17 protein-coding genes are annotated in these 18,707 nt (G+C 72.1%); 10 read left to right on the top strand and 7 right to left on the bottom strand.

Features of this window, described 5'->3' with window-relative positions:
* Nucleotides 1-21 precede the first annotated feature (21 nt).
* The gene (locus tag ACZ6YG_RS07675; protein WP_148033709.1) at nt 22-291 is read right to left on the bottom strand and encodes a WGxxGxxG family protein; all 270 of its coding nucleotides are present in this window, start codon (nt 289-291) and stop codon (nt 22-24) included.
* A 243-nt stretch (nt 292-534) separates the two neighbouring features.
* On the opposite strand from ACZ6YG_RS07675, the gene ACZ6YG_RS07680 reads away from it, so the two are divergent.
* Genes ACZ6YG_RS07680 through ACZ6YG_RS07690 form a run of 3 tightly spaced genes read left to right on the top strand, consistent with a single transcriptional unit; the run spans nt 535 to nt 4,513 of the window.
* Entirely contained in the window at nt 535-1,815 is a 1,281-nt protein-coding gene (locus ACZ6YG_RS07680; protein WP_271276048.1) for an aspartate aminotransferase family protein, read from the top strand.
* Nucleotides 1,812-3,317 carry a CoA-acylating methylmalonate-semialdehyde dehydrogenase gene (locus ACZ6YG_RS07685; protein WP_148033707.1) on the top strand — a complete coding sequence of 502 codons (1,506 nt, stop codon included), beginning with the start codon at nt 1,812-1,814 and terminating at the stop codon, nt 3,315-3,317. Before ACZ6YG_RS07680 ends, ACZ6YG_RS07685 begins: the two co-directional genes overlap by 4 nt.
* Nucleotides 3,318-3,370: 53 nt before the next feature.
* Nucleotides 3,371-4,513, top strand: coding sequence for an extracellular solute-binding protein (locus tag ACZ6YG_RS07690; RefSeq protein ID WP_466017483.1), 1,143 nt, complete (start codon nt 3,371-3,373; stop codon nt 4,511-4,513).
* Nucleotides 4,514-4,637: 124 nt separating this feature from the next.
* Here ACZ6YG_RS07690 and ACZ6YG_RS07695 read toward each other — a convergent pair whose 3' ends face one another.
* Nucleotides 4,638-4,871 carry a hypothetical protein gene (locus ACZ6YG_RS07695; protein ID WP_261808779.1) on the bottom strand — a complete coding sequence of 78 codons (234 nt, stop codon included), beginning with the start codon at nt 4,869-4,871 and terminating at the stop codon, nt 4,638-4,640.
* A 173-nt stretch (nt 4,872-5,044) separates the two neighbouring features.
* Nucleotides 5,045-6,373: a 4-aminobutyrate--2-oxoglutarate transaminase gene (gene gabT, locus ACZ6YG_RS07700; RefSeq protein ID WP_397198250.1), complete on the bottom strand. Its 1,329-nt coding sequence runs from the start codon at nt 6,371-6,373 to the stop codon at nt 5,045-5,047.
* A gap of 113 nt (nt 6,374-6,486) precedes the next feature.
* Here gabT and ACZ6YG_RS07705 point away from each other — a divergent pair, with 113 nt between their 5' ends.
* A complete protein-coding gene (locus ACZ6YG_RS07705; protein ID WP_466017484.1) occupies nt 6,487-8,292 on the top strand; it encodes a PucR family transcriptional regulator in 1,806 nt (601 codons plus the stop codon).
* A 7-nt stretch (nt 8,293-8,299) separates the two neighbouring features.
* Here the strand turns inward: ACZ6YG_RS07705 and ACZ6YG_RS07710 are convergent, their stop codons facing one another.
* Nucleotides 8,300-8,926, bottom strand: coding sequence for a TetR/AcrR family transcriptional regulator (locus ACZ6YG_RS07710; protein WP_148033704.1), 627 nt, complete (start codon nt 8,924-8,926; stop codon nt 8,300-8,302).
* A gap of 230 nt (nt 8,927-9,156) precedes the next feature.
* On the opposite strand from ACZ6YG_RS07710, the gene ACZ6YG_RS07715 reads away from it, so the two are divergent.
* Nucleotides 9,157-10,584 (top strand): aldehyde dehydrogenase family protein, encoded by a 1,428-nt coding sequence (locus tag ACZ6YG_RS07715; RefSeq protein ID WP_148033703.1) that lies wholly within the window; start codon nt 9,157-9,159, stop codon nt 10,582-10,584.
* Between the two features lie 22 nt (nt 10,585-10,606).
* Here ACZ6YG_RS07715 and ACZ6YG_RS07720 read toward each other — a convergent pair whose 3' ends face one another.
* Complete coding sequence (locus ACZ6YG_RS07720) at nt 10,607-11,704, bottom strand: trypsin-like serine peptidase (RefSeq protein WP_148033702.1); 1,098 nt, start codon at nt 11,702-11,704, stop codon at nt 10,607-10,609.
* 115 nt (nt 11,705-11,819) lie between these two features.
* Between ACZ6YG_RS07720 and dxr the strand changes: the two genes are divergently transcribed.
* Nucleotides 11,820-13,010, top strand: a complete 1,191-nt coding sequence (gene dxr / locus ACZ6YG_RS07725; RefSeq protein WP_397198247.1) for a 1-deoxy-D-xylulose-5-phosphate reductoisomerase — start codon at nt 11,820-11,822, stop codon at nt 13,008-13,010.
* A 41-nt stretch (nt 13,011-13,051) separates the two neighbouring features.
* Nucleotides 13,052-14,218, top strand: coding sequence for a flavodoxin-dependent (E)-4-hydroxy-3-methylbut-2-enyl-diphosphate synthase (gene ispG, locus ACZ6YG_RS07730; protein ID WP_219550183.1), 1,167 nt, complete (start codon nt 13,052-13,054; stop codon nt 14,216-14,218).
* 20 nt (nt 14,219-14,238) lie between these two features.
* Here ispG and ACZ6YG_RS07735 read toward each other — a convergent pair whose 3' ends face one another.
* On the bottom strand, nt 14,239-15,075 hold the full coding sequence (locus ACZ6YG_RS07735; RefSeq protein ID WP_148033699.1) for a MarR family winged helix-turn-helix transcriptional regulator: 837 nt from the start codon (nt 15,073-15,075) through the stop codon (nt 14,239-14,241).
* A gap of 124 nt (nt 15,076-15,199) precedes the next feature.
* Here ACZ6YG_RS07735 and ACZ6YG_RS07740 point away from each other — a divergent pair, with 124 nt between their 5' ends.
* The 3 genes from ACZ6YG_RS07740 (at nt 15,200) to ACZ6YG_RS07750 (ending at nt 18,420) form a co-directional block, all read left to right on the top strand.
* Nucleotides 15,200-15,817 carry a hemerythrin domain-containing protein gene (locus ACZ6YG_RS07740; protein ID WP_271276040.1) on the top strand — a complete coding sequence of 206 codons (618 nt, stop codon included), beginning with the start codon at nt 15,200-15,202 and terminating at the stop codon, nt 15,815-15,817.
* Nucleotides 15,818-15,939: 122 nt separating this feature from the next.
* Nucleotides 15,940-17,541 (top strand): alpha/beta hydrolase, encoded by a 1,602-nt coding sequence (locus ACZ6YG_RS07745; protein ID WP_466017485.1) that lies wholly within the window; start codon nt 15,940-15,942, stop codon nt 17,539-17,541.
* 36 nt (nt 17,542-17,577) lie between these two features.
* Nucleotides 17,578-18,420: a GNAT family N-acetyltransferase gene (locus ACZ6YG_RS07750; protein ID WP_148034860.1), complete on the top strand. Its 843-nt coding sequence runs from the start codon at nt 17,578-17,580 to the stop codon at nt 18,418-18,420.
* Here the strand turns inward: ACZ6YG_RS07750 and ACZ6YG_RS07755 are convergent.
* Nucleotides 18,401-18,703 carry a hypothetical protein gene (locus tag ACZ6YG_RS07755; RefSeq protein ID WP_148033697.1) on the bottom strand — a complete coding sequence of 101 codons (303 nt, stop codon included), beginning with the start codon at nt 18,701-18,703 and terminating at the stop codon, nt 18,401-18,403. The two genes, ACZ6YG_RS07750 and ACZ6YG_RS07755, sit on opposite strands and share 20 nt — an antisense overlap.
* Between the last annotated feature and the right edge of the window lie 4 nt (nt 18,704-18,707).

Raw genomic sequence — 18,707 nt, forward strand, 5'->3', positions numbered from 1 at the left:
GCTCCGTGAGTGCGCCTGACCTTACGGGCGCTGCGGGCGGTTGGTCATGTGCTCGGCGGTGCCGACATGCTGCTTCTGCTTGCGCATGCCGGCCAGGCCCAGCAGCCCCAGCAGGCCGAGCAGGCCCCACAGGCCGGCGTTGCCGCCGCCCTGGTCCTGCTGCTGAGGTGCGGGCGACGGGTTGACCTGGCTCTGCGCGACGGGAGCGGCGGGAGCCTCCGCCGTCGCGGCCGCGGCCGGGGCGAGCGTCAGAAAGAAGGCCAGCCCCAGGCCCGTGAGAGTCTTGCGCATTGGGTTCCCCCGATCCGGCGGTCCCTCGACCTTCGAAGACCGCCTGTCGCGTCTCCCGGCCTTGTTCCCGGAAGGCTTCCCCCTGATGGGGCGGATCTTCGTATTCCCTGCTAGACGTAGCCATACCATCTCGCTCCATGATGAAACCTCTGCTCCCGGCGGCCGACACCTTGTAAGAGGATTCCGGCGTACGGCGACACCTTGCATTTGGGGACCTGTGGGGATTGCGGCGATACTCAAGACATGTCCGAGCTTCTCGCGCGCCACAGGGCCGTCATCCCCAACTGGGTCGGCCTCTACTACAACGACCCCATCGAGATCGTCAGCGGCAAGGGCAACCGCGTCGTCGACGCCGACGGCAAGAGTTATCTCGACTTCTTCGCCGGAATCCTGACCAACATGATCGGGTACGACGTCCCCGAGGTGCGCGAAGCCGTCGAACGCCAACTCGCCACCGGCGTCGTCCACACCAGCACCGTCTACCTGCTGCGCGGGCAGATCGAGCTGGCCGAGAAGATCGCCCGCCTGTCCGGCATCCCGGACGCCAAGGTCTTCTTCACCAACTCGGGCACCGAGGCCAACGAGACCGCCCTGCTGCTCGCCACGTACGCGCGCAAGAGCGACCAGGTGCTGGCCATGCGGCAGAGCTACCACGGCCGCAGCTTCGGCGCCGTCAGCGTCACCTCCAACAGGTCCTGGAAGAACAACTCCCTGTCGCCGCTCAACGTGCACTTCCTGCACGGCGCCGACCAGCATCTCGCCCAGTTCAGGGGCATGTCCGACGCCGACTACATCGCGGCGTGCGTGGACGACCTGCGGCACGTGCTGTCGACCGCCGTCTCGAACGACGTGGCCGCCCTCATCGCCGAGCCCATCCAGGGCGTCGGCGGCTTCACCATGCCCCCGGACGGGCTGTTCGCCGCCTACAAGGAGGTGCTGGACGAGCAGGGCATCCTGTTCATCTCCGACGAGGTGCAGACCGGCTGGGGCCGCACCGGCAGCGCGTTCTTCGGCATCCAGAACCACGGCGTGACCCCCGACATGATGACCTTCGCCAAGGGCCTGGGCAACGGCTTCGCCGTCGGCGGCGTCGTCGCCCGGGGCGACCTGCTGGACGCGCTGCACGCCGCCGGCGTGGCCACGTTCGGCGGCAACCCCGTCTCCATGGCGGCCGCCAACGCGACCCTCGACTACGTGCTCGACCACGACCTGCAGGCCAACGCCGCGAGGACCGGCAAGATCATCATCGACGGCCTGCGCGCCGCCGCCCAGCGGCTCCCCGTCGTCAAGGACGTGCGCGGCAAGGGCCTGATGTTCGCCGTCGAGCTCGACACCCCGGCCCAGGCCGCGAGGTTCATGGAGGAGACCAAGAAGGCCGGCCTGCTCGCCGGCAAGGGCGGCCTGCGCGGCACCGCCATCCGCATGGCCCCGCCGCTCACGATCTCGGTCGACGAGGCCACCGAGGGGCTCGGCATCATCGTCAACGCACTCGAAGTCATCAACGCGGAGGCAGCGCAGCAGTGAAGGCAGTCAAGCACTGGATCGACGGAGCTCTCACCGACGGCGACCCCCGCACGTCGGAGATCTTCAACCCCGCCACCGGCGAGGTCAGCGGCACCGTCGCGCTGGCGTCCGTGGCGGACGTGGACGCGGCTGTCGCCGCCGCCGCGGCGGCCTTCCCCGGCTGGCGCGACACTTCCCTGGTCAAGCGGGCGCAGGTGCTGTTCAAGTTCCGCGAGCTGATGTACGCGCACCGCGACGAGATGGCGGCGCTGATCTCCGCCGAGCACGGCAAGGTGCACGGCGACGCGCTCGGCGAGGTGGCCCGCGGCCTGGAGGTCGTGGAGTTCGCCTGCGGCATCCCGCACCTGCTCAAGGGCGGCTTCTCCGAGGGCGTCTCGACCCGGGTCGACTCCTACTCGATCCGCCAGCCGCTCGGCGTCGTGGCCGGCATCACGCCGTTCAACTTCCCGGCCATGGTGCCGATGTGGATGTACCCGATCGCGATCGCCTGCGGCAACGCGTTCATCCTCAAGCCGTCGGAGAAGGACCCCTCGGCGTCGCTGCTCATGGCGCGGCTCTGGAAGGAGGCCGGGCTGCCCGACGGCGTGTTCAACGTCGTGCAGGGCGACAAGGTCGCCGTGGACCGGCTGCTGGAGCACCCCGACGTGCGCGGCGTCTCCTTCGTCGGCTCCACCCCGATCGCCAGGTACGTCTACGAGACCGGGACCGCCCACGGCAAGCGGGTGCAGGCGCTCGGCGGCGCCAAGAACCACATGCTCGTGCTCCCCGACGCCGACCTCGACCTGGTGGCCGACTCGGCCGTCTCGGCGGGCTTCGGCTCGGCCGGCGAGCGCTGCATGGCCATCTCGGTCGTGCTGGCCGTCGACCCGGTCGGCGACGAGCTGGTGCAGAAGATCGTCGAGCGGGTCGAGCGGCTCACCGTGGGCCCCGGCGACGACCCCGCCTCGGAGATGGGCCCACTGGTGACCGGGCCGCACCGCGACAAGGTCGCCTCCTACCTCGACCTGGCCGTCGAGGAGGGCGCCAAGGTGGTCGTGGACGGCCGCGAGACCGCGGTCAAGGGCGGCGGCAAGGCGTCCGAGACGCCCGGCTTCTGGCTCGGCCCGACCGTGCTCGACCAGGTGAAGCCCGGGACGCGGGTGCACACCGAGGAGATCTTCGGCCCCGTCCTGTCGATCGTCCGCGTCTCCTCGTACGAGGAAGGCCTGGAGATCATCAACGGCGGCGAGTTCGGCAACGGCACGGCCGTCTTCACCAACGACGGCGGCGCCGCCCGGCGCTTCCAGAACGAGGTGGAGGTCGGCATGATCGGCGTGAACGTGCCGATCCCCGTGCCGATGGCGTTCTACAGCTTCGGCGGCTGGAAGGCCTCGCTCTTCGGCGACACGCACGTGCACGGCACCGAGGGCGTCCACTTCTACACCCGCGGCAAGGTCATCACCTCCCGCTGGCTGGACCCGTCGCACGGCGGGGTGAACCTCGGATTCCCCACCAACAAGTAAGGCGCCGGGGCGGGCGGCGACGATCACCGCCCGCCCCCGGTAGGCTCCAGGGCGTGATCCGCAGCCGTCTGCCCGCGCTGGCCCTCGCCCTGACGGCGCTGGGCTGCACGGGCGCGGCCCAGCCCGCCCAGCTCACCCCCAGCCCGACGGCGAGCCCTGCAACGAGCCCCACGGCGAGCCCCACGCCCGAGGCGAGCCCCACGCAGAGCGACGGCACGCTGCAGATCCTCGCCTACCGCGGCTACGCCGAATACGGCGGCATCAGCCCGCAGGCCAACTGGACCGGCACGTTCGAGAAGGCCACCGGCTGCCGGCTGGCCCGCATCGACACCGTGCAGACTCCCGAGGAGATGTCCGCCAGGCTCCGCACGCGCGCCTACGACCTGGTCGCCGCCGGGCCCGTGGTGGCGGCCGAGATGATCGAGGCGGGGCAGGTCCAGGCCATCGACACCGACCGGGTCGAGGGCTACGACGACATCCCCGAACGGCTGCGCGACCTGCTCACCGTCGGTGACACGGTCTACGGGGTGCCGTTCCTGTGGGGCTACCACGAGTTCCTGTACGACACGCGCCGGACCACGGGCGGCGATCTGGCCGACGTGTTCGGCTCCGACCGGGTCATGCTGCGCGACAGCCCGCTCACGCTCGCCGACGCGGCGCTCGCGGGCGGTGCCGCAGATCCGTTCGAGCTCGACGCCGAGCAGTTGGAAGAGGCGGCCGGGCGCCTGGCGGCCCCGGAGGAGCGCACGCTCTGGGCCAACCAGCTCGACCTGGTCAAGGGCTTCGCCACCGGCTCCGTCGACTACGGCCAGGCCACCCCTCACCTGCGCGAGCTGCTGGTGAAGGCGCGCCTGCCGGTCAAGGCCGTGTCCGCGCGCAAGGTCACCGGCTGGGCCGACTCGTGGCTGCTCGGCGCCGGGGTCACCGCCACCGACTGCGCCTACCGCTGGCTCGGCCGGATGATCGAGCCCGGCACCCAGCGCGACGCCGCCGCGTGGAACGGACTGGCGCCCGCCAATACCAAGGCGTGCAAAGGCCGTGCCAGAAGCGTCTGCGAGGCGTACGGTGCCACCAGGTCCCATCGGCTGGACCGCGTGGTGTTCGCCACGCGCCCTCCGGGGGACTGCCTGCCGCCGAAGGGGGAGTGCACCGACTACGCCGCCTGGTCGCAGCGGTGGCGCGAGCTCATCGAGTAGCGGGGCCGGCTTCCGCCGCCCCGCGTGACCATGCCGCGGGCGCGCCCAACCCCCGCTGGGCGCGACCTGCTGAGACGCCCCGGGCCTTCCCCCCGTCCCGGGGCGTCTCGCCGTCCGCGGGCCTTCAGCGGGTGGGGAAGGCCACCACCGTGGCCAGAGGGGCGGGGACCAGCGCCTCGGCGCAGTCGGCGCACGCCATCGCCGTCGTGTCGTCGGGGAAGCGGCCCACGCGCACCCTCGGGCGCGGCCACCTCTTGTAGCAGACCACGCAGGCCTCGCCGTCGCGCTGGGCGCTCGTCATGCCCTCAGGGTCGAACGTCAGCATGTCCGGTGCCGTTCTGGTGGGACCCCAGTTCATCGCGCTCCCCGCAGAGGTCGCCCGTCCTCGTGTCGGATCCGTTATAACCCCGGCCGGATCCGTGATCGTCTAGTTCCGTGTCAAGTAAGGGTGAATTCTCTACCCAAGACGCCTGCTTTACACCACAAAATCGGGCATCCAGCTACAAGCCGGATGCCCGATTCATGGGTATATCAGAGGGCGGCGACCGCCTTTTCGAGGATCCCCAGGCCCTCCTCCAGCAGGTGCTCGGGGATGACCAGGGGCGGCAGGAAGCGCAGCACGTTGCCGTGCGTGCCCGCGGTCAGCACCAGCAGGCCCTCGGCGTGGCAGCGCTTGACGATCTCCTGGACCGCCGCCGGGTTCGGCTCCTTGGTGCCCGGCACCACCAGCTCGATCGCGATCATGGCGCCGCGCCCCCGCACGTCGCCGATCACGTCGAACCGCTCCTTCATGGCGTGCAGCCGGGGCAGCATGATCTCGCCGATCCTGCGGGCCCTGGCGACCAGGTCCTCCTCGGCGATCGTCTCCAGCACCGCCAGCGCGGCCTCGCACGCGAGCGGGTTGCCGCCGTACGTGCCGCCGAGGCCGCCCACGTGCACCTTGTCCATCAGCTCCGCCCGGCCCGTCACCGCGGCCAGCGGCAGGCCGCCCGCGATGCCCTTGGCGGTGGTGATGATGTCGGGCACGATGCCCTCGTCCTCGCAGGCGAACAGGGTGCCGGTGCGGGCGAAGCCCGTCTGCACCTCGTCGGCCACGAACACGATGCCGTTCTCGCGGCAGAACTCCGCGATCCGCGGCAGGAACCCCTTGGCCGGCTCGATGAAGCCGCCCTCGCCGGCGATCGGCTCGATCACCACGGCCGCCACGTTCTCCGCGCCGACCTGCTTGTTGATCATGTCGATCGCCTCGGCCGCGGCCTCCTCGGCGCAGTTCTCGGGCCCCGTCGGCCAGCGGAACGGGTAGGCCAGCGGCACCCGGTACACCTCGGGGGCGAACGGGCCGAACCGGTGCTTGTACGGCATGTTCTTGGCCGTGAGCGTCATCGTGAGCAGCGTGCGGCCGTGGTAGCCGTGGTCGAACACGACGACCGCCTGGCGGCCGGTCGCGTGCCTGGCGATCTTGACCGCGTTCTCCACCGCCTCGGCGCCGCTGTTCACGAGGAACGTGCGCTTGTCGTGGTCGCCCGGCGTGAGCTCGTTCAGCTTCTCGCAGACGGTCACGTACGACTCGTACGGGGTGACCATGAAACAGGTGTGGGTGAAGTCGGCGACCTGCTTGCTGACCCGCTCCACCACCTTCGGCGCGGCGTTGCCGACGTTCGTCACGGCGATGCCGGCGCCGAAGTCGATCAGCGAGTTCCCGTCGGCGTCCTGCAGCACGCCGCCGCCGGCGCGGGTGACGAAGACCGGCAGGGTGGTGCCGATGCCGGGCGGGACGGCGGCCTGCTTGCGGGCCAGCAGCTCCTGCGATTTCGGGCCGGGGATCGCGGTGACGACGCGCCGCTCCTGGGGAATGCTCATGCCTCCGACGGTACGGTGACCGCCGACCACTCCCGATACGTCGATATGTCACACTGAAGGTGCTTGTCTCGCCTGAATGGATAAAATTTCGGATGGCACCATCGTTGCAGGTCGTGGCCCGTCGGACCGGGCTCCGCCTGCTCGCCGGACCGCCCGACCGCGACGTGCGCTGGGTCGCCGTCAGCGAGTTGGAGGACCCCACGCCGTTCCTGGAGGGCGGCGAGCTGGTGCTCACCACCGGAATGCGGCTGACCCACGACTTCGCCCGATATGTCGGGCGGCTGATGGCGCGCGGGGTGGCCGGGCTGGGCGTCGCGGTCGGGCTCACCCACGACGAGGTGCCGCCGGCTCTGGTCGAGGCGGCCGGCGCGGCGGGGCTGCCGCTGCTGGAGGTGCCCAGGGAGACGCCGTTCATCGCGGTCACCAAGGTCGTCAGCGAACTGCTGGCGGCCGAGCAGTACGAGGAGGTCACCCGCGCCTTCGCCGCCCAGGGCCGGCTGACCCGCGCCGCCCTCCACCCCGACGGCACCCACGCGGTCATCGACCGGCTGGCCAAGGAGCTGGGCGGGTGGGCGGCGCTGTTCGACGACGCCGGCGAGCCGCTGCACGCCACGCGGGGCGCCAAGGTCCGCACGGTGGCGGCCGAGATCAGGCGGCTGCGCGGCGGCCGGGGGCCCGCGGCGGCCCGCAAGGACGGGGAGGCGGAGCGGGCGCCCGCCACGCTGGCGCTGGCGTGGCCCGGCGAGAACGTCGTGGTGCAGCCGGTGGGCGGCGGGCCGCGGCCCCGCGGGTTCTTCGCCGTCGGGACCGCGCGGGCCTTCACCCCTGTCTCCCACACCGTCGTCAACGCCGCCGGGTCGCTGCTCACGCTGGCCCTGGAGCAGGGGCGCGCCCACCTCGAAGGCGAGCGCCGGGTCCGGGACGCGGTGCTGCGGCTGCTGCTGTCCGAGCGGCCGTCGGCCTTGCCGGAAGCCCGCACGGTCCTCGGGCCCCTCGGTCCGGCTCTCCCCGGCGAGCCCTTCGTGGTCCTGGCCGTCGGCGAGGACTCCCTGGAAGCCCTGGAACCCCTCGCCTTCACCGCCCGCCTCCCCAACCCGGACGATCGGCGCGGCACCTCACGGCCGGTTCCGGGTGATGAAGGGCAGGATGCTGCTTCCGGGCCGGATGATCGGCGCGGCACCTCACAGGGTGAGCGGCCGGTTGTGGGGGAGAGCGGTGGACGGGACGTGGCCGCGTCCGGGCGGCGTGATGTGGCCGGGGTGCGGGCGTCCGTGGGGGAGAGGGCCGCAGGGGCCGGTCGGCACTCCGGCTCGGGTGAGGGGCGGCGTGATGTATCAGGGGCGCGTTCTCTCCCGACCGAAGAGAGGCGCGACGCCTCCGTGCGGGGTGGGGGTGAAAGGGCGGCGGTCTCCGGGCGGGGGAGTGGGGGAGGTGTCGTGGTGGTGCTTGTGGAAGAAGGGTCGGAGGGGGAGGTCGTCCGGGCGGCCGGTGGGGGTGTCGGGATCGGGGGGCCGTGTTCGTACCGGGAGGTGCGGGCGGGGGTGGAGCAGGCGCGGCGGGCCTACGAGCACGCCGGGGGGCAGGTGCTCAGGTTCGGCGAGCTGGCCGGGCAGGGGCTGATGGCGCTGGTCGAGCCGGAGGCGGCGGGGGCGTTCGCCGCCGCGCTGCTGGCGCCGCTCGCCGCGTACGGGTCGCGGGCCGATCTGGTGGAGTCGCTGCGCGCGTACCTGGAGAGCAACGGTCACTGGGACGCGGCCGCCCAGCGGCTGGGCGTGCACCGGCACACGCTGCGCTACCGGATGCGGCGCGTCGCCGAGCTGCTCGGGCGCGACCTGGACGACCCGGGGGTGCGGGCCGAGCTCTGGTTCGCGCTGCAGGCGGCCGGCGGCAGGTCCTCGAACGGCGCGGCGCACCCCTGAGGAGCTGTCAGTCCTTGTCGGCCGCGTAGTAGGCGATCGTCGCCTGGGTGACGGCTTCGTAGCTGGTCGCGTCGCGGAGGTGACCCGAGCGCTCCAGGCTGATCGCGCCCTGGGCGGCCGCCCACAGGGCGTCGGCGATCTTGCGTGGCTGGGTGGGGCCGAGGTAGCCGGCGGAGATGCAGTCGGAGATCACCCGGTCGAGGATGTTGAGCGCCGCCCTGGCGAGGGTCCTGGCGCGCTCGCTGGGCTCGAAGCCGGGGATCGCCCGTTCGAACATGAGGCTGTAGTAGCCGGGCTCCGCCAGGCACGCCTGGCGGTAGGCGGGGACGAGCGCGTTCAGGTACTCGAAGGGGTCGCGGCGCTGCGGCACCCGCTCCAGCAGGCGGCGGAAGCGCTCGAATCCTTCGAGGTAGAGCGCCTCGGCCAGGCCTTCACGGTTGCCGAACATCGTGTAGACGACGGTGGTCGTGCAGGCGGCCTCGGTGGCGATCCGGCGGATCGTCAGGCTGTCGGGCCCGTCGGCCACCAGGACGTTGACCGCGACGTCGAGCAGCCTGGAACGGAGCTCGTCATGGTTGGCCCGCTCGCCCTGCAAGTAGGCGCCCTGAAGCCCAAGCGGCGCCGAGGAGGTCATGGGCCCACGCCTTTCTGCCGAGGGCCCGCCGCTCTGGGAGACCCGCATCGATGACTTAGCCATGGCGGAGATCGTTCAAACCGCTTCGCATGCTAAACATCCCGAATTAGGCCTACTTCTGTTACAAGCCGGGTATACCACCAGGTTGTACATGACGGCAGAAGCCGCCCGGCGGTCTTGTGCACCCTGGTGCAATTCCCCCGCGCGGGGCTTGGCATAACGTCGGAGGCATGGACGTGCGTACCTTCTGGCTCGCAGGCCGCCCCGCCACAGGCGACGCCGAGCTCACCGTGACCAATCCCGACGACGGTCGCGAGGTCGGCCGGGTCTCCGTGCCGACAGATGCCCAGGTGGAGGAGGCCGTCGCCGCCGCCAAGGCGGTCGCGCGCGAAGCCGCCGCGCTGCCGATCCACGTGCGCGCGGAGGCGCTCGCCCACGTCTCCCGGCGACTGGCCGAAAGGTCCGACGAGATCGCCCACCTGATCACGGCCGAGAACGGCAAGCCTATTTTCTGGGCGCGCGGCGAGGTGAGCCGCGCCGTCTCCACCTTCCGCTTCGCCGCCGAGGAGACCCGGCGCTGGTCGGGCGAGGTGCAGCGGCTCGACACCGAGCCCGCCGCCGCCGGCCGGATGGCCTACGTGTCCCGCGTCCCGTACGGTCCGGTGCTGGCGATCACGCCGTTCAACTTCCCGCTCAACCTGGTCGCGCACAAGGTCGCCCCGGCCATCGCCGTCGGCGCCCCCGTGGTGGTCAAGCCCGCCCCGGCCACGCCGCTGTCGTCGCTGGTGCTGGGCGAGATCCTGGCCGAGACCGAGCTGCCCGCGGGTATGTTCTCGGTGCTGCCGGTCGCCAACGAGCGGGCCTCCGGCCTGGTGCTGGACCCGAGGCTGCCGGTGGTGTCGTTCACCGGCTCCGCCCCCGTCGGCTACGCCATCGCCGACCAGGTGCCGCGCAAGCACGTCACTCTGGAGCTGGGCGGCAACGCCGCCGCCGTGGTGCTGGCCGACGCCGACCTCGACTGGGCGGCCCGGCGCGTCGCGCTGTTCTCCAACTACCAGGCCGGTCAGAGCTGCATCGCCGTGCAGCGGGTGATCGTCGAGCGGCCGGTGTACGACGACTTCGTGGCGAGGCTGCTCCCCGCCGTCGCCGGGCTCGTCGTCGGCGACCCGGCCGACGAGAAGACCCAGGTGGGGCCGCTGGTCTCCGAGGCCGCCGCGGAGCGGGTCGAGGAGTGGGTGCGCGAGGCCGTCGAGGGCGGCGCCCGCGTGCTGGCGGGCGGCACCCGTGTGGGCGCCACGTTCGCGCCCACGGTGCTCGCCGACGTCCCCGCCGACGCCAAGGTCTGCCGCGAGGAGGTGTTCGGCCCCGTCATGGTGCTGCAGCCGGTCGACTCGGTGGACGAGGCCTTCGCCGCGGTCAACGACTCGGCGTACGGGCTGCAGGCCGGGGTGTTCACCAGGTCGCTCGACACGGCGTTCCGGGCCAACCGCGAGCTTGAGGTCGGCGGCGTGATCATCGGCGACGTGCCGTCCTACCGGGCCGACCAGATGCCGTACGGCGGGGTGAAGGACTCCGGCGTCGGGCGCGAGGGCCTGCGCGCGGCCATGGAGGATCTCACGTACGAGAAGGTCATGGTGCTGACGGGGCTCAGCCTCTGAGAGACGGGCGCGGGCCCGGCCTTCAGGCGCGCTCCGCGGTGTGGAAGAGCTTCCTGGCGGGCTCGCCCAGGATGGGGCCGTACATGGTGCGGCGGTCGTCGCTGTACTTGAAGCTGCTCACGGACGTGATCGTGCCCCTGCCGGTGGACGTGTCGAAGCGCGTCAGCCACGGGCCGCCGCTGGAGCCCGCCGTCATGTCGCAGCCGAGCCCCTGGTCGTGGGTGTCTCCGTAGGGGTCGTCACGCAGGCGGCCGGCGCAGTAGACCAGGTGCCGGCCGTCGTAGGGCGGGTCGGCCGGGTAGCCGAAGCCGATCGCGTGGCCGCCGCGCGGGGCGTTGAAGGCGATGTCCTGGACGCCCACCACGTCGGCCACGTGCCGGCCGCGTGAGGGGGCCAGCGCCACCATGCCCACGTCGTAGCTGTCGTCGGAGCCCCGCGACCAGGGCCCGGCCACGAACATGCGGCGCGCGGTCCACTGCCCGTACGGCTTGGCGCCGTTCGTGCCGTAACCGGGGACGAACGTCCAGTTCTTGGCCCAGGCGCCGGAGCCGTCCTTGACGCAGTGGCCGGCGGTGACCACGACGTCGCGGTTGCGGCTGCGCACGGTGCTGGCCGAGCAGACGAAGTCGACGCCGTTCATGGTGAGGAAGACGCGGCCGGTGGTCCTGGCCACCGCGCCCCCGACCGCCCAGCGGGAGCCGGAGGTCTGGGCCAGCGGGCGGGCCGACTGGTGGCGGGCCTCGGCCCGCGTGCCGCGCCGGGGCGGGACCAGGCGGACGTCGCCGCCGGTGACCCCGGGGGCGACGCCGAGGCCGGTGCCGCCGGTGAGGCCGCTCAGCAGGCCGCCCTCGGTAACCAGACCGGGCAGGTCGATGGGCAGGGCGTTGTCCATGCGGTCGGGGGTCCAGTAGGAGAGCACGCGCAGGTGGTCGGCCGCGCCGCGGGCCGCGATGTGCTCGACGACGTCGGCGGGCGCCGGGGCCTCGGGCAGGCGGGTGGCCGCCGCGGGCGGCGGCGGGACGACGCTCGAGTGTCGCTCGGGAGTCGCCCCGACGAGGGCGGGGCCCAGCAGGCCCGCGACGAGGGGCGCCGCCGCGAGCAAGGGGGTGCTCAGGGTCATGCCCACCGAGTGTGCACCACGAGATGTGTCCTTGCGGCTACTTTCCGTGAAATTCCTCATGGCGGGTCGCGGGTTCTGTGCGCGGGCACGTGCGGTGTCGGGGGACAATGGACGGGTGCGCGCACCGACCCTCCGCTCCGTCACCGTCCTCGGATCCACCGGCTCCGTCGGCACCCAGGCCCTCGACGTGATCGCCGCCAACCCCGACCGGTTCAGGGTCGCCGGCCTCGCCGCCGGGGGCGGCAGGGCCGACCTGCTCGCCCGCCAGGCGGCCGAGTCCGGGGCCGAGGTCGTCGCCGTCGCCGATCCCGCCGCGGTGCCCGCGCTGCGTGAGGCGCTGGCCGCGCTCGGGGCGAGCCCCGAGGTGCTCGCCGGCGCCGACGGGGTCGCCGAGGTGGCCGGCCGGCCGTGCGACACCGTGCTCAACGCCATCACCGGCGCGCTCGGCCTGACCTCCACGCTGGTGGCCCTGGAGGCCGGGCGGATGCTCGCGCTGGCCAACAAGGAGTCCCTGATCGTCGGCGGGCCGCTGGTCAAGCGGCTGGCCAGGCCCGGTCAGCTCGTGCCGGTCGACTCCGAGCACTCGGCGCTGCAGCAGTGCCTGTGGGCGTCGGGGCCGCGGGGCCACGATCCCGGCGCCGTCAAGCGGCTGGTCGTCACCGCCAGCGGCGGCCCGTTCCGCGGCCGCACCCGCGCCGAGATGACCGGCGTGACGCCCGAGATGGCGCTGGCCCACCCCACCTGGTCCATGGGCCCGGTGATCACCATCAACTCGGCCACCCTGGTCAACAAGGGCCTGGAGGTGATCGAGGCCCACCTGCTGTTCGACCTCGGCTTCGACCGGATCGAGGTCGTGGTCCACCCGCAGTCGATCATCCACTCGATGGTGGAGTACGTCGACGGCTCGACCATCGCCCAGGCGAGCCCGCCCGACATGCGGCTGCCCATCGCCCTGGCGCTCGGCCACCCCGAGCGCGTCCCCGCGGCCACCCCGCCGGTCGACTGGACCAGGGCCCACACCTGGACCTTCGAGCCGCTCGACGACGCCGCCTTCCCGGCGGTCGCGCTGGCCCGCCACGTCGGCTCGGCGGGCGGCACCGCCCCGGCCGTCTACAACGCGGCCAACGAGGTGTGCGTGGAGGCGTTCGTCAAGGGCGGGCTGCCGTTCCTCGGCATCGTCGACACGGTCGCCAAGGTCGTCGAAGAACATCAGGTCACCCCGGCCGGCTCCGTCGAGGAGGTGCTCGCCGCCGACGCGTGGGCCCGCGCCCGTGCGGCGGAGCTCACAGCCGGGCAGTCCCGCTAGCTCCCTAGACTGGGAAGCGTCGTCGACACACAAGGGTTGAAATGTCTCCTGTAGCACTCGGCATCCCCACGGTCCGTCCCAAGCCGCTCGCCGAACGCCGACACTCCCGCCAGATCATGGTCGGCGGCGTGCCCGTGGGCGGTGACGCGCCCGTCTCCGTGCAGTCGATGACCACCACCGTCACCGCCGACGTCAACGCCACCCTGCAGCAGATCGCCGAGCTCACCGCGTCCGGCTGCCAGATCGTCCGGGTGGCCGTGCCGTCCCAGGACGACGCGGAGGCGCTGCCGATCATCGCGAAGAAGTCGCAGATCCCGGTCATCGCCGACATCCACTTCCAGCCGAAGTACGTCTTCGCCGCCATCGAGGCGGGCTGCGCGGCGGTGCGCGTCAACCCGGGCAACATCAAGAAGTTCGACGACAAGGTGGGCGAGATCGCCAAGGCCGCCGCCGAGCACGGCGTGCCGATCCGCATCGGGGTCAACGCCGGGTCGCTCGATCCGCGGCTGCTGCAGAAGTACGGCAAGGCCACGCCCGAGGCGCTGGTCGAGTCGGCGCTGTGGGAGTGCTCGCTCTTCGAGGAGCACGGGTTCCGCGACATCAAGATCTCGGTCAAGCACAACGACCCGGTCGTCATGATCAACGCCTACCGGCTGCTCGCGGCCCAGTGCGACTACCCGCTCCACCTCGGCGTCACCGAGGCGGGCCCGGCCTTCCAGGGCACCGTCAAGTCGGCGGTGGCGTTCGGCGCGCTGCTGGCCGAGGGGATCGGCGACACCATCCGGGTGTCGCTGTCGGCGCCTCCGGTGGAGGAGGTCAAGGTCGGCACCGCCATCCTGGAGTCGCTCGGGCTGCGCGAGCGAGGGCTGGAGATCGTGTCCTGCCCGTCGTGCGGGCGCGCCCAGGTCGACGTCTACACGCTGGCCGACCAGGTCCAGGCCGGGCTCGAAGGGCTCAAGGTGCCGCTGCGGGTGGCCGTGATGGGCTGCGTCGTCAACGGCCCAGGCGAGGCGCGTGAGGCCGACCTGGGAGTGGCCTCGGGCAACGGCAAGGGCCAGATCTTCGTCAAGGGCGAGGTCATCAAGACCGTGCCGGAGTCGCAGATCGTCGAGACCCTCATCGAGGAGGCCCTCCGCCTGGCCGAGGAGATGGGCGTGGCGGTCGACCTCGACGACGACGCCTCCGGGCCCGAGGTCGTCGTGCGCTGACCCCGTGCCTCCCGCGACTCTCAGGGGTCCGGGAGGAGCTTGGTGAGGAGGACGCGGAGCTCGTGCTCGGCCTCGGGGCCCAGGAGAGACAGGATCTCCGCCTGCAGGTGTTCGGCGGCTTCGCGGACGGTGGTGAGGCGCTGCCTGCCGAGGGGGGTCAGTTCCAGCGCGTAGCGGCGGCGGTCGGCGGGGTCCTGACCGCGGGCGACCAGCCCGAGCCGCACCAGCTCGTCGACGATCTGCGCGGCGGCCGGCTCGGTGATGTCCAGGCGGCGGGCGAGCTGCTGCTGGGCGCACGGGGTCAGGGTCTCCAGGGCGGCCAGGCTGCCGAAGTGGCGGGTGCGCAGGCCCGAGCCGGCCAGGAGCGCGTCGCCCATGCGGCGCAGCCGGTAGTGCGCCTGCGCCACCAGGTAGGCGGTGGTCCGGAGCGGCTCGGGCTCGGGCAGCAGCAGGCTGAGCAGCTCGTTGAGCCGCTCGCGTTCGCCGGGGGTCAGTGACGCGGTGACGCGGGCGTCCCGCTCGGCGACCGCCTCGCGCATGGCGTCGCGTGCCTTGCGGCCCTCCTCGGTGATCGACAGCACGTAGGAGCGCCGGTTGGCGGGGTTGCGGGTACGGGTGACGTACCCGGCCTGCTGGAGCCTGTCGACCAGCCGTACCATGATCGTCCGGTTGATGCCGAGCCGCTCGGCCAGTTCGAGCTGGGAGTCGGCGTCCTGGTCGGCGAGGGTGTCGAGGACCACGAAGTCGCGCGAGCGCGGGTCGTCGCTCAGCGCCTCCGCGGTGAAGCGGGCGTAGACCCGGCGCAGCAGCCTCCCTGGAGACCTGCTCAGGGTTTCCGCGAGCGTCCTGTCCTGCATGAGGCACACCTCCGGCAAGGCAGCTTACCCATGGAGCTGATGGTTAAGCGCACAAATAGTTGGCATGTTGACGATTGGCCATAGTGACGGTTAGCGTGGTTGACACCTGAACGAGGAGGCAGCCATGACCTACCGGCTGGACATGTCGATGATGCTCGCGATGCACGACGCGCTCCGGCGCGAGCTGGAGCGCGTCGCCCGCGTCGCCGCCAAGACCGGCGACGACCCGCGGCGGATCCTGCGGGCCGCCGTCGGATGGGAGCTGTTCAAGAAGTTCCTGCGGGTGCACCACACGTCCGAGGACGTCGCGCTCTGGCCCGCGATGCGCGACGCCGTGAGCGCCGACGGTCTGGCGCTGCTCGACGCGATGGAGGACGAGCACGCCGCCATCGACCCGCTGCTGGACGGCGTGGACGCCGCTCTCGCCGACCGCGAGAGCGGCGCCGAGCGGCTCGGCGGCCTGGTCGACGCCCTGGTCACCGGTCTGGGCGGGCATCTGCGGCACGAGGAGTCCGAAGGGCTCGCGCTCATCGACGCCACACTCGGCGAGGAGCAGTGGAGCCGGTTCGGCCAGACCCACCGCGAGCGCATCGGGGGCGACGCCCCGACCTATCTGCCCTGGCTGCTCGACGACAAGGACCCCCGGGTGGTGGCGGCCATCCTCGACGGCATGCCCGCCGCCCTCCGGGAGGCGTACCGGGACGAGTGGCGCCCCGCCTATGACCGTCTGAACCTCTACTGACGAGGACCCCGCGCCGGAGACCAGGGCGGCATCACGGAATGGCAAGCAATTCTCCATACCGTCCGTCACCGAGTCGCTACGTACGGCAGTATTCCTCGCCTATGGAATGGGGGAGGAGCCGGATGAAGCGGTTCGTGACACTGGTGGGCGGCATGGTGGGCGGCATGGCCATGCTGGGCGTGTGCGTGGCGCCGGCGAGCGTGGGCGCCGAGGCGAAGCCGGAGACCCCGCCGGCGCGGGTCACGTGGGGCGCCTGCCCGAAGAAGGGCGAGAAGAAGCTCACCACGTTGGCGGAGAGCCTCGGCACCCAGTGCGGCACCGTACGGGTGCCGCTCGACTACCGGGAGCCGTTGGGGCACGCCATCAGGCTGTCCGTCAACCGGATCAAGGCCAAGGAGCCCCGTGACGGCAACCATCTCGGCACCCTGGTGGTCAACCCGGGCGGCCCCGGCGCGTCCGGCCGCGACCTGGCCGTGTACGTGGCCGCGGCGCTGCCGCGCGAGCTGCGCGACCGCTACGACGTCGTCGGCTTCGACCCCCGCGGGGTGGGCGCCAGCCAGCCGGCGATGCGGTGCGTCGACCCCGAGGTCTACCACCGGCCGCCCCGTCCCGACTCGGTGCCGGTCGATCGCGCCGACGAGAACACCTTGCTCAGCCGGGCCGCCGACTACGCCAACCGGTGCGGCAGCGCCTGGTCGTGGCTGCTGCCGCACATGAACACGGAGAACGTCGCCAGGGACCTCGACCGGATCCGCGCCGCGCTCGGCGAGCAGCGCATCAGCTACCTCGGCTACTCCTACGGCACCTACATCGGCGCCGTCTACGCCACCCTGTTCCCGCAGCGGGTCAAGCGGCTGGTGCTCGACAGCGTGGTGGAGCCCGACGGCGAGTGGTACCGGAGCAACCTGACGCAGAACCGCGCCTTCGAGAAGCGTCACCGCGCGCTCATGGCGTGGACGGCCCGCCACAACCGGACCTACCAGCTCGGCCGCACCGCCAGGCAGACCAGGTTCGCCTGGTACGCGATGCGCTCCCGGCTGGCGGAGCAGCCTGCGGGCGGCGTGGTCGGCCCGAGCGAGCTGGACGACACCTTCACGATCGCCGGCTACAGCGAGAGGGTCTGGCCCGAGCTGATCGCCGCCTGGTCCGCCTACGTCCGCGAGGGCGACCCGAAGCCGCTGGTCGCCGCCTGGGAGAAGCACGGCAAGAACGACGCGGACGACGAGAACGGCTACGCCGTCTACCTCGCCGTCCAGTGCCGCGACTCGCGTTGGCCGCGCGACTGGAACACCTGGCGCCGCGACATGACCAGGCTGCACCAGGAGGCGCCGTTCCTCACCTGGCCGAACGCCTGGTTCAACGCGCCGTGCGCGTTCTGGCCGGTGCGCGGCGGGGAGCCGGTCAAGGTGCGCGGCTCGTGGCGGCTCCCGCCGATCCTCATGCTCCAGTCGCGCGACGACGCCGCCACCCCGTACGCGGGAGCGGTCACGATGCGCGGCAGGTTCCCGACCGCGCGCATGGTGGTCGAGACGGGCGGCGACCACGGCATCTCGTTCGCCGGCAACCGGTGCGTGGATCGCCACCTGGTGGGCTACCTGCAGGACGGCACCGTACCCGCCCAGGGGGCGCGGTGCGCGGCCAAGCCGGAGCCGCGACCGAAGGCCCGCATGAAGTCCCGCTCCTCTCTAGGTCACGAAAGGCTCACCGACGTGCTAGCCAGATGAGCTATTCCGTGGTCGTTCGCGTAGTCTGACCATGTGATGCTGCGTACATCGGCGTCGCGCGTCCTCGACGACAGCGACCGGGACGAGGTGCTCGCTCTGCTCGACACCGACCCGGTCGCGAACGTCTTCGTCGCGTCCCGGGTGCGGAGCGTGGGGCTCAACCCGGCCCGGCTCGGCGGGCAGATGTGGGGCTTCGGGCCGCGCGGCGCGCTCGTCTCCCTCTGCTACGCGGGCGCCAACCTGGTGCCGATCAACGCGGGCCCCGAAGCGGTGCACGCCTTCGCCGACCGCGCGCGCAAGCAGGGCCGCCGCTGCTCCTCGATCGTGGGTCCCGCCGACGCGGTGGGGCAGCTGTGGGAGCGGCTGGAGCCGCACTGGGGCCGGGCCCGTGCGATCCGCTGGGCGCAGCCGGTCATGGCGACCTCACGCAGGCCGCCGGTGCCCGCCGACCCGCTGGTGCGGCGGGTGCGGCCGGAGGAGTTCGAGATCCTGCTGCCGGCCTGCGTGGCGATGTTCACCGAGGAGGTGGGCGTCTCGCCCAACCTCGGCGACGGCGGCGCGCTCTACCGCACCCGGGTGTCCGAGCTGATCCGCATCGGCCGGTCTTACGCGCGGATCGAGGGCGGCCGGGTGGTGTTCAAGGCCGAGATCGGCGCGGTGACCCCGCACGCCTGCCAGATCCAGGGCGTGTGGGTCCATCCCGACCTGCGCGGGCGGGGTTACGCGGTGTCGGGCATGGCCGCGATCGTGGAGGCCGCGCTCGACTGCTTCGCGCCCGTGGTGACGCTGTACGTGAACGACTTCAACCACTCGGCCAGGGCGGTCTATCGCCGGGTGGGCTTCCACGAGGTCGACACGTTCATGTCCGTGCTCTTCTGACCCGGTCGGCGGTCTCCTCGGCGAGCTGGGCGAGGATCGACAGTTCGCCCGGCCGCTCGTCGAGCAGCTCGTCCAGGCTGATCCGCCACGTGATGATCTCCAGGGGCGTCGCTCCCGGCTCCTCCGCCAGCCGCAGGCGGGTCTCGGCCAGCTTGAGCTCGTACATGACGCCGAGGTAGTGGCCGACCGCCTCGCTGAGCCACCAGTAGACTTCCGTGGCGGCCGCGGGCACGAAGATCCGGGCAGCCTCCCAGGCGACCCGCCGGGGTTGCCGCACCGCCATGACC

This window comes from Nonomuraea sp. NPDC054003, from assembly GCF_055585125.1.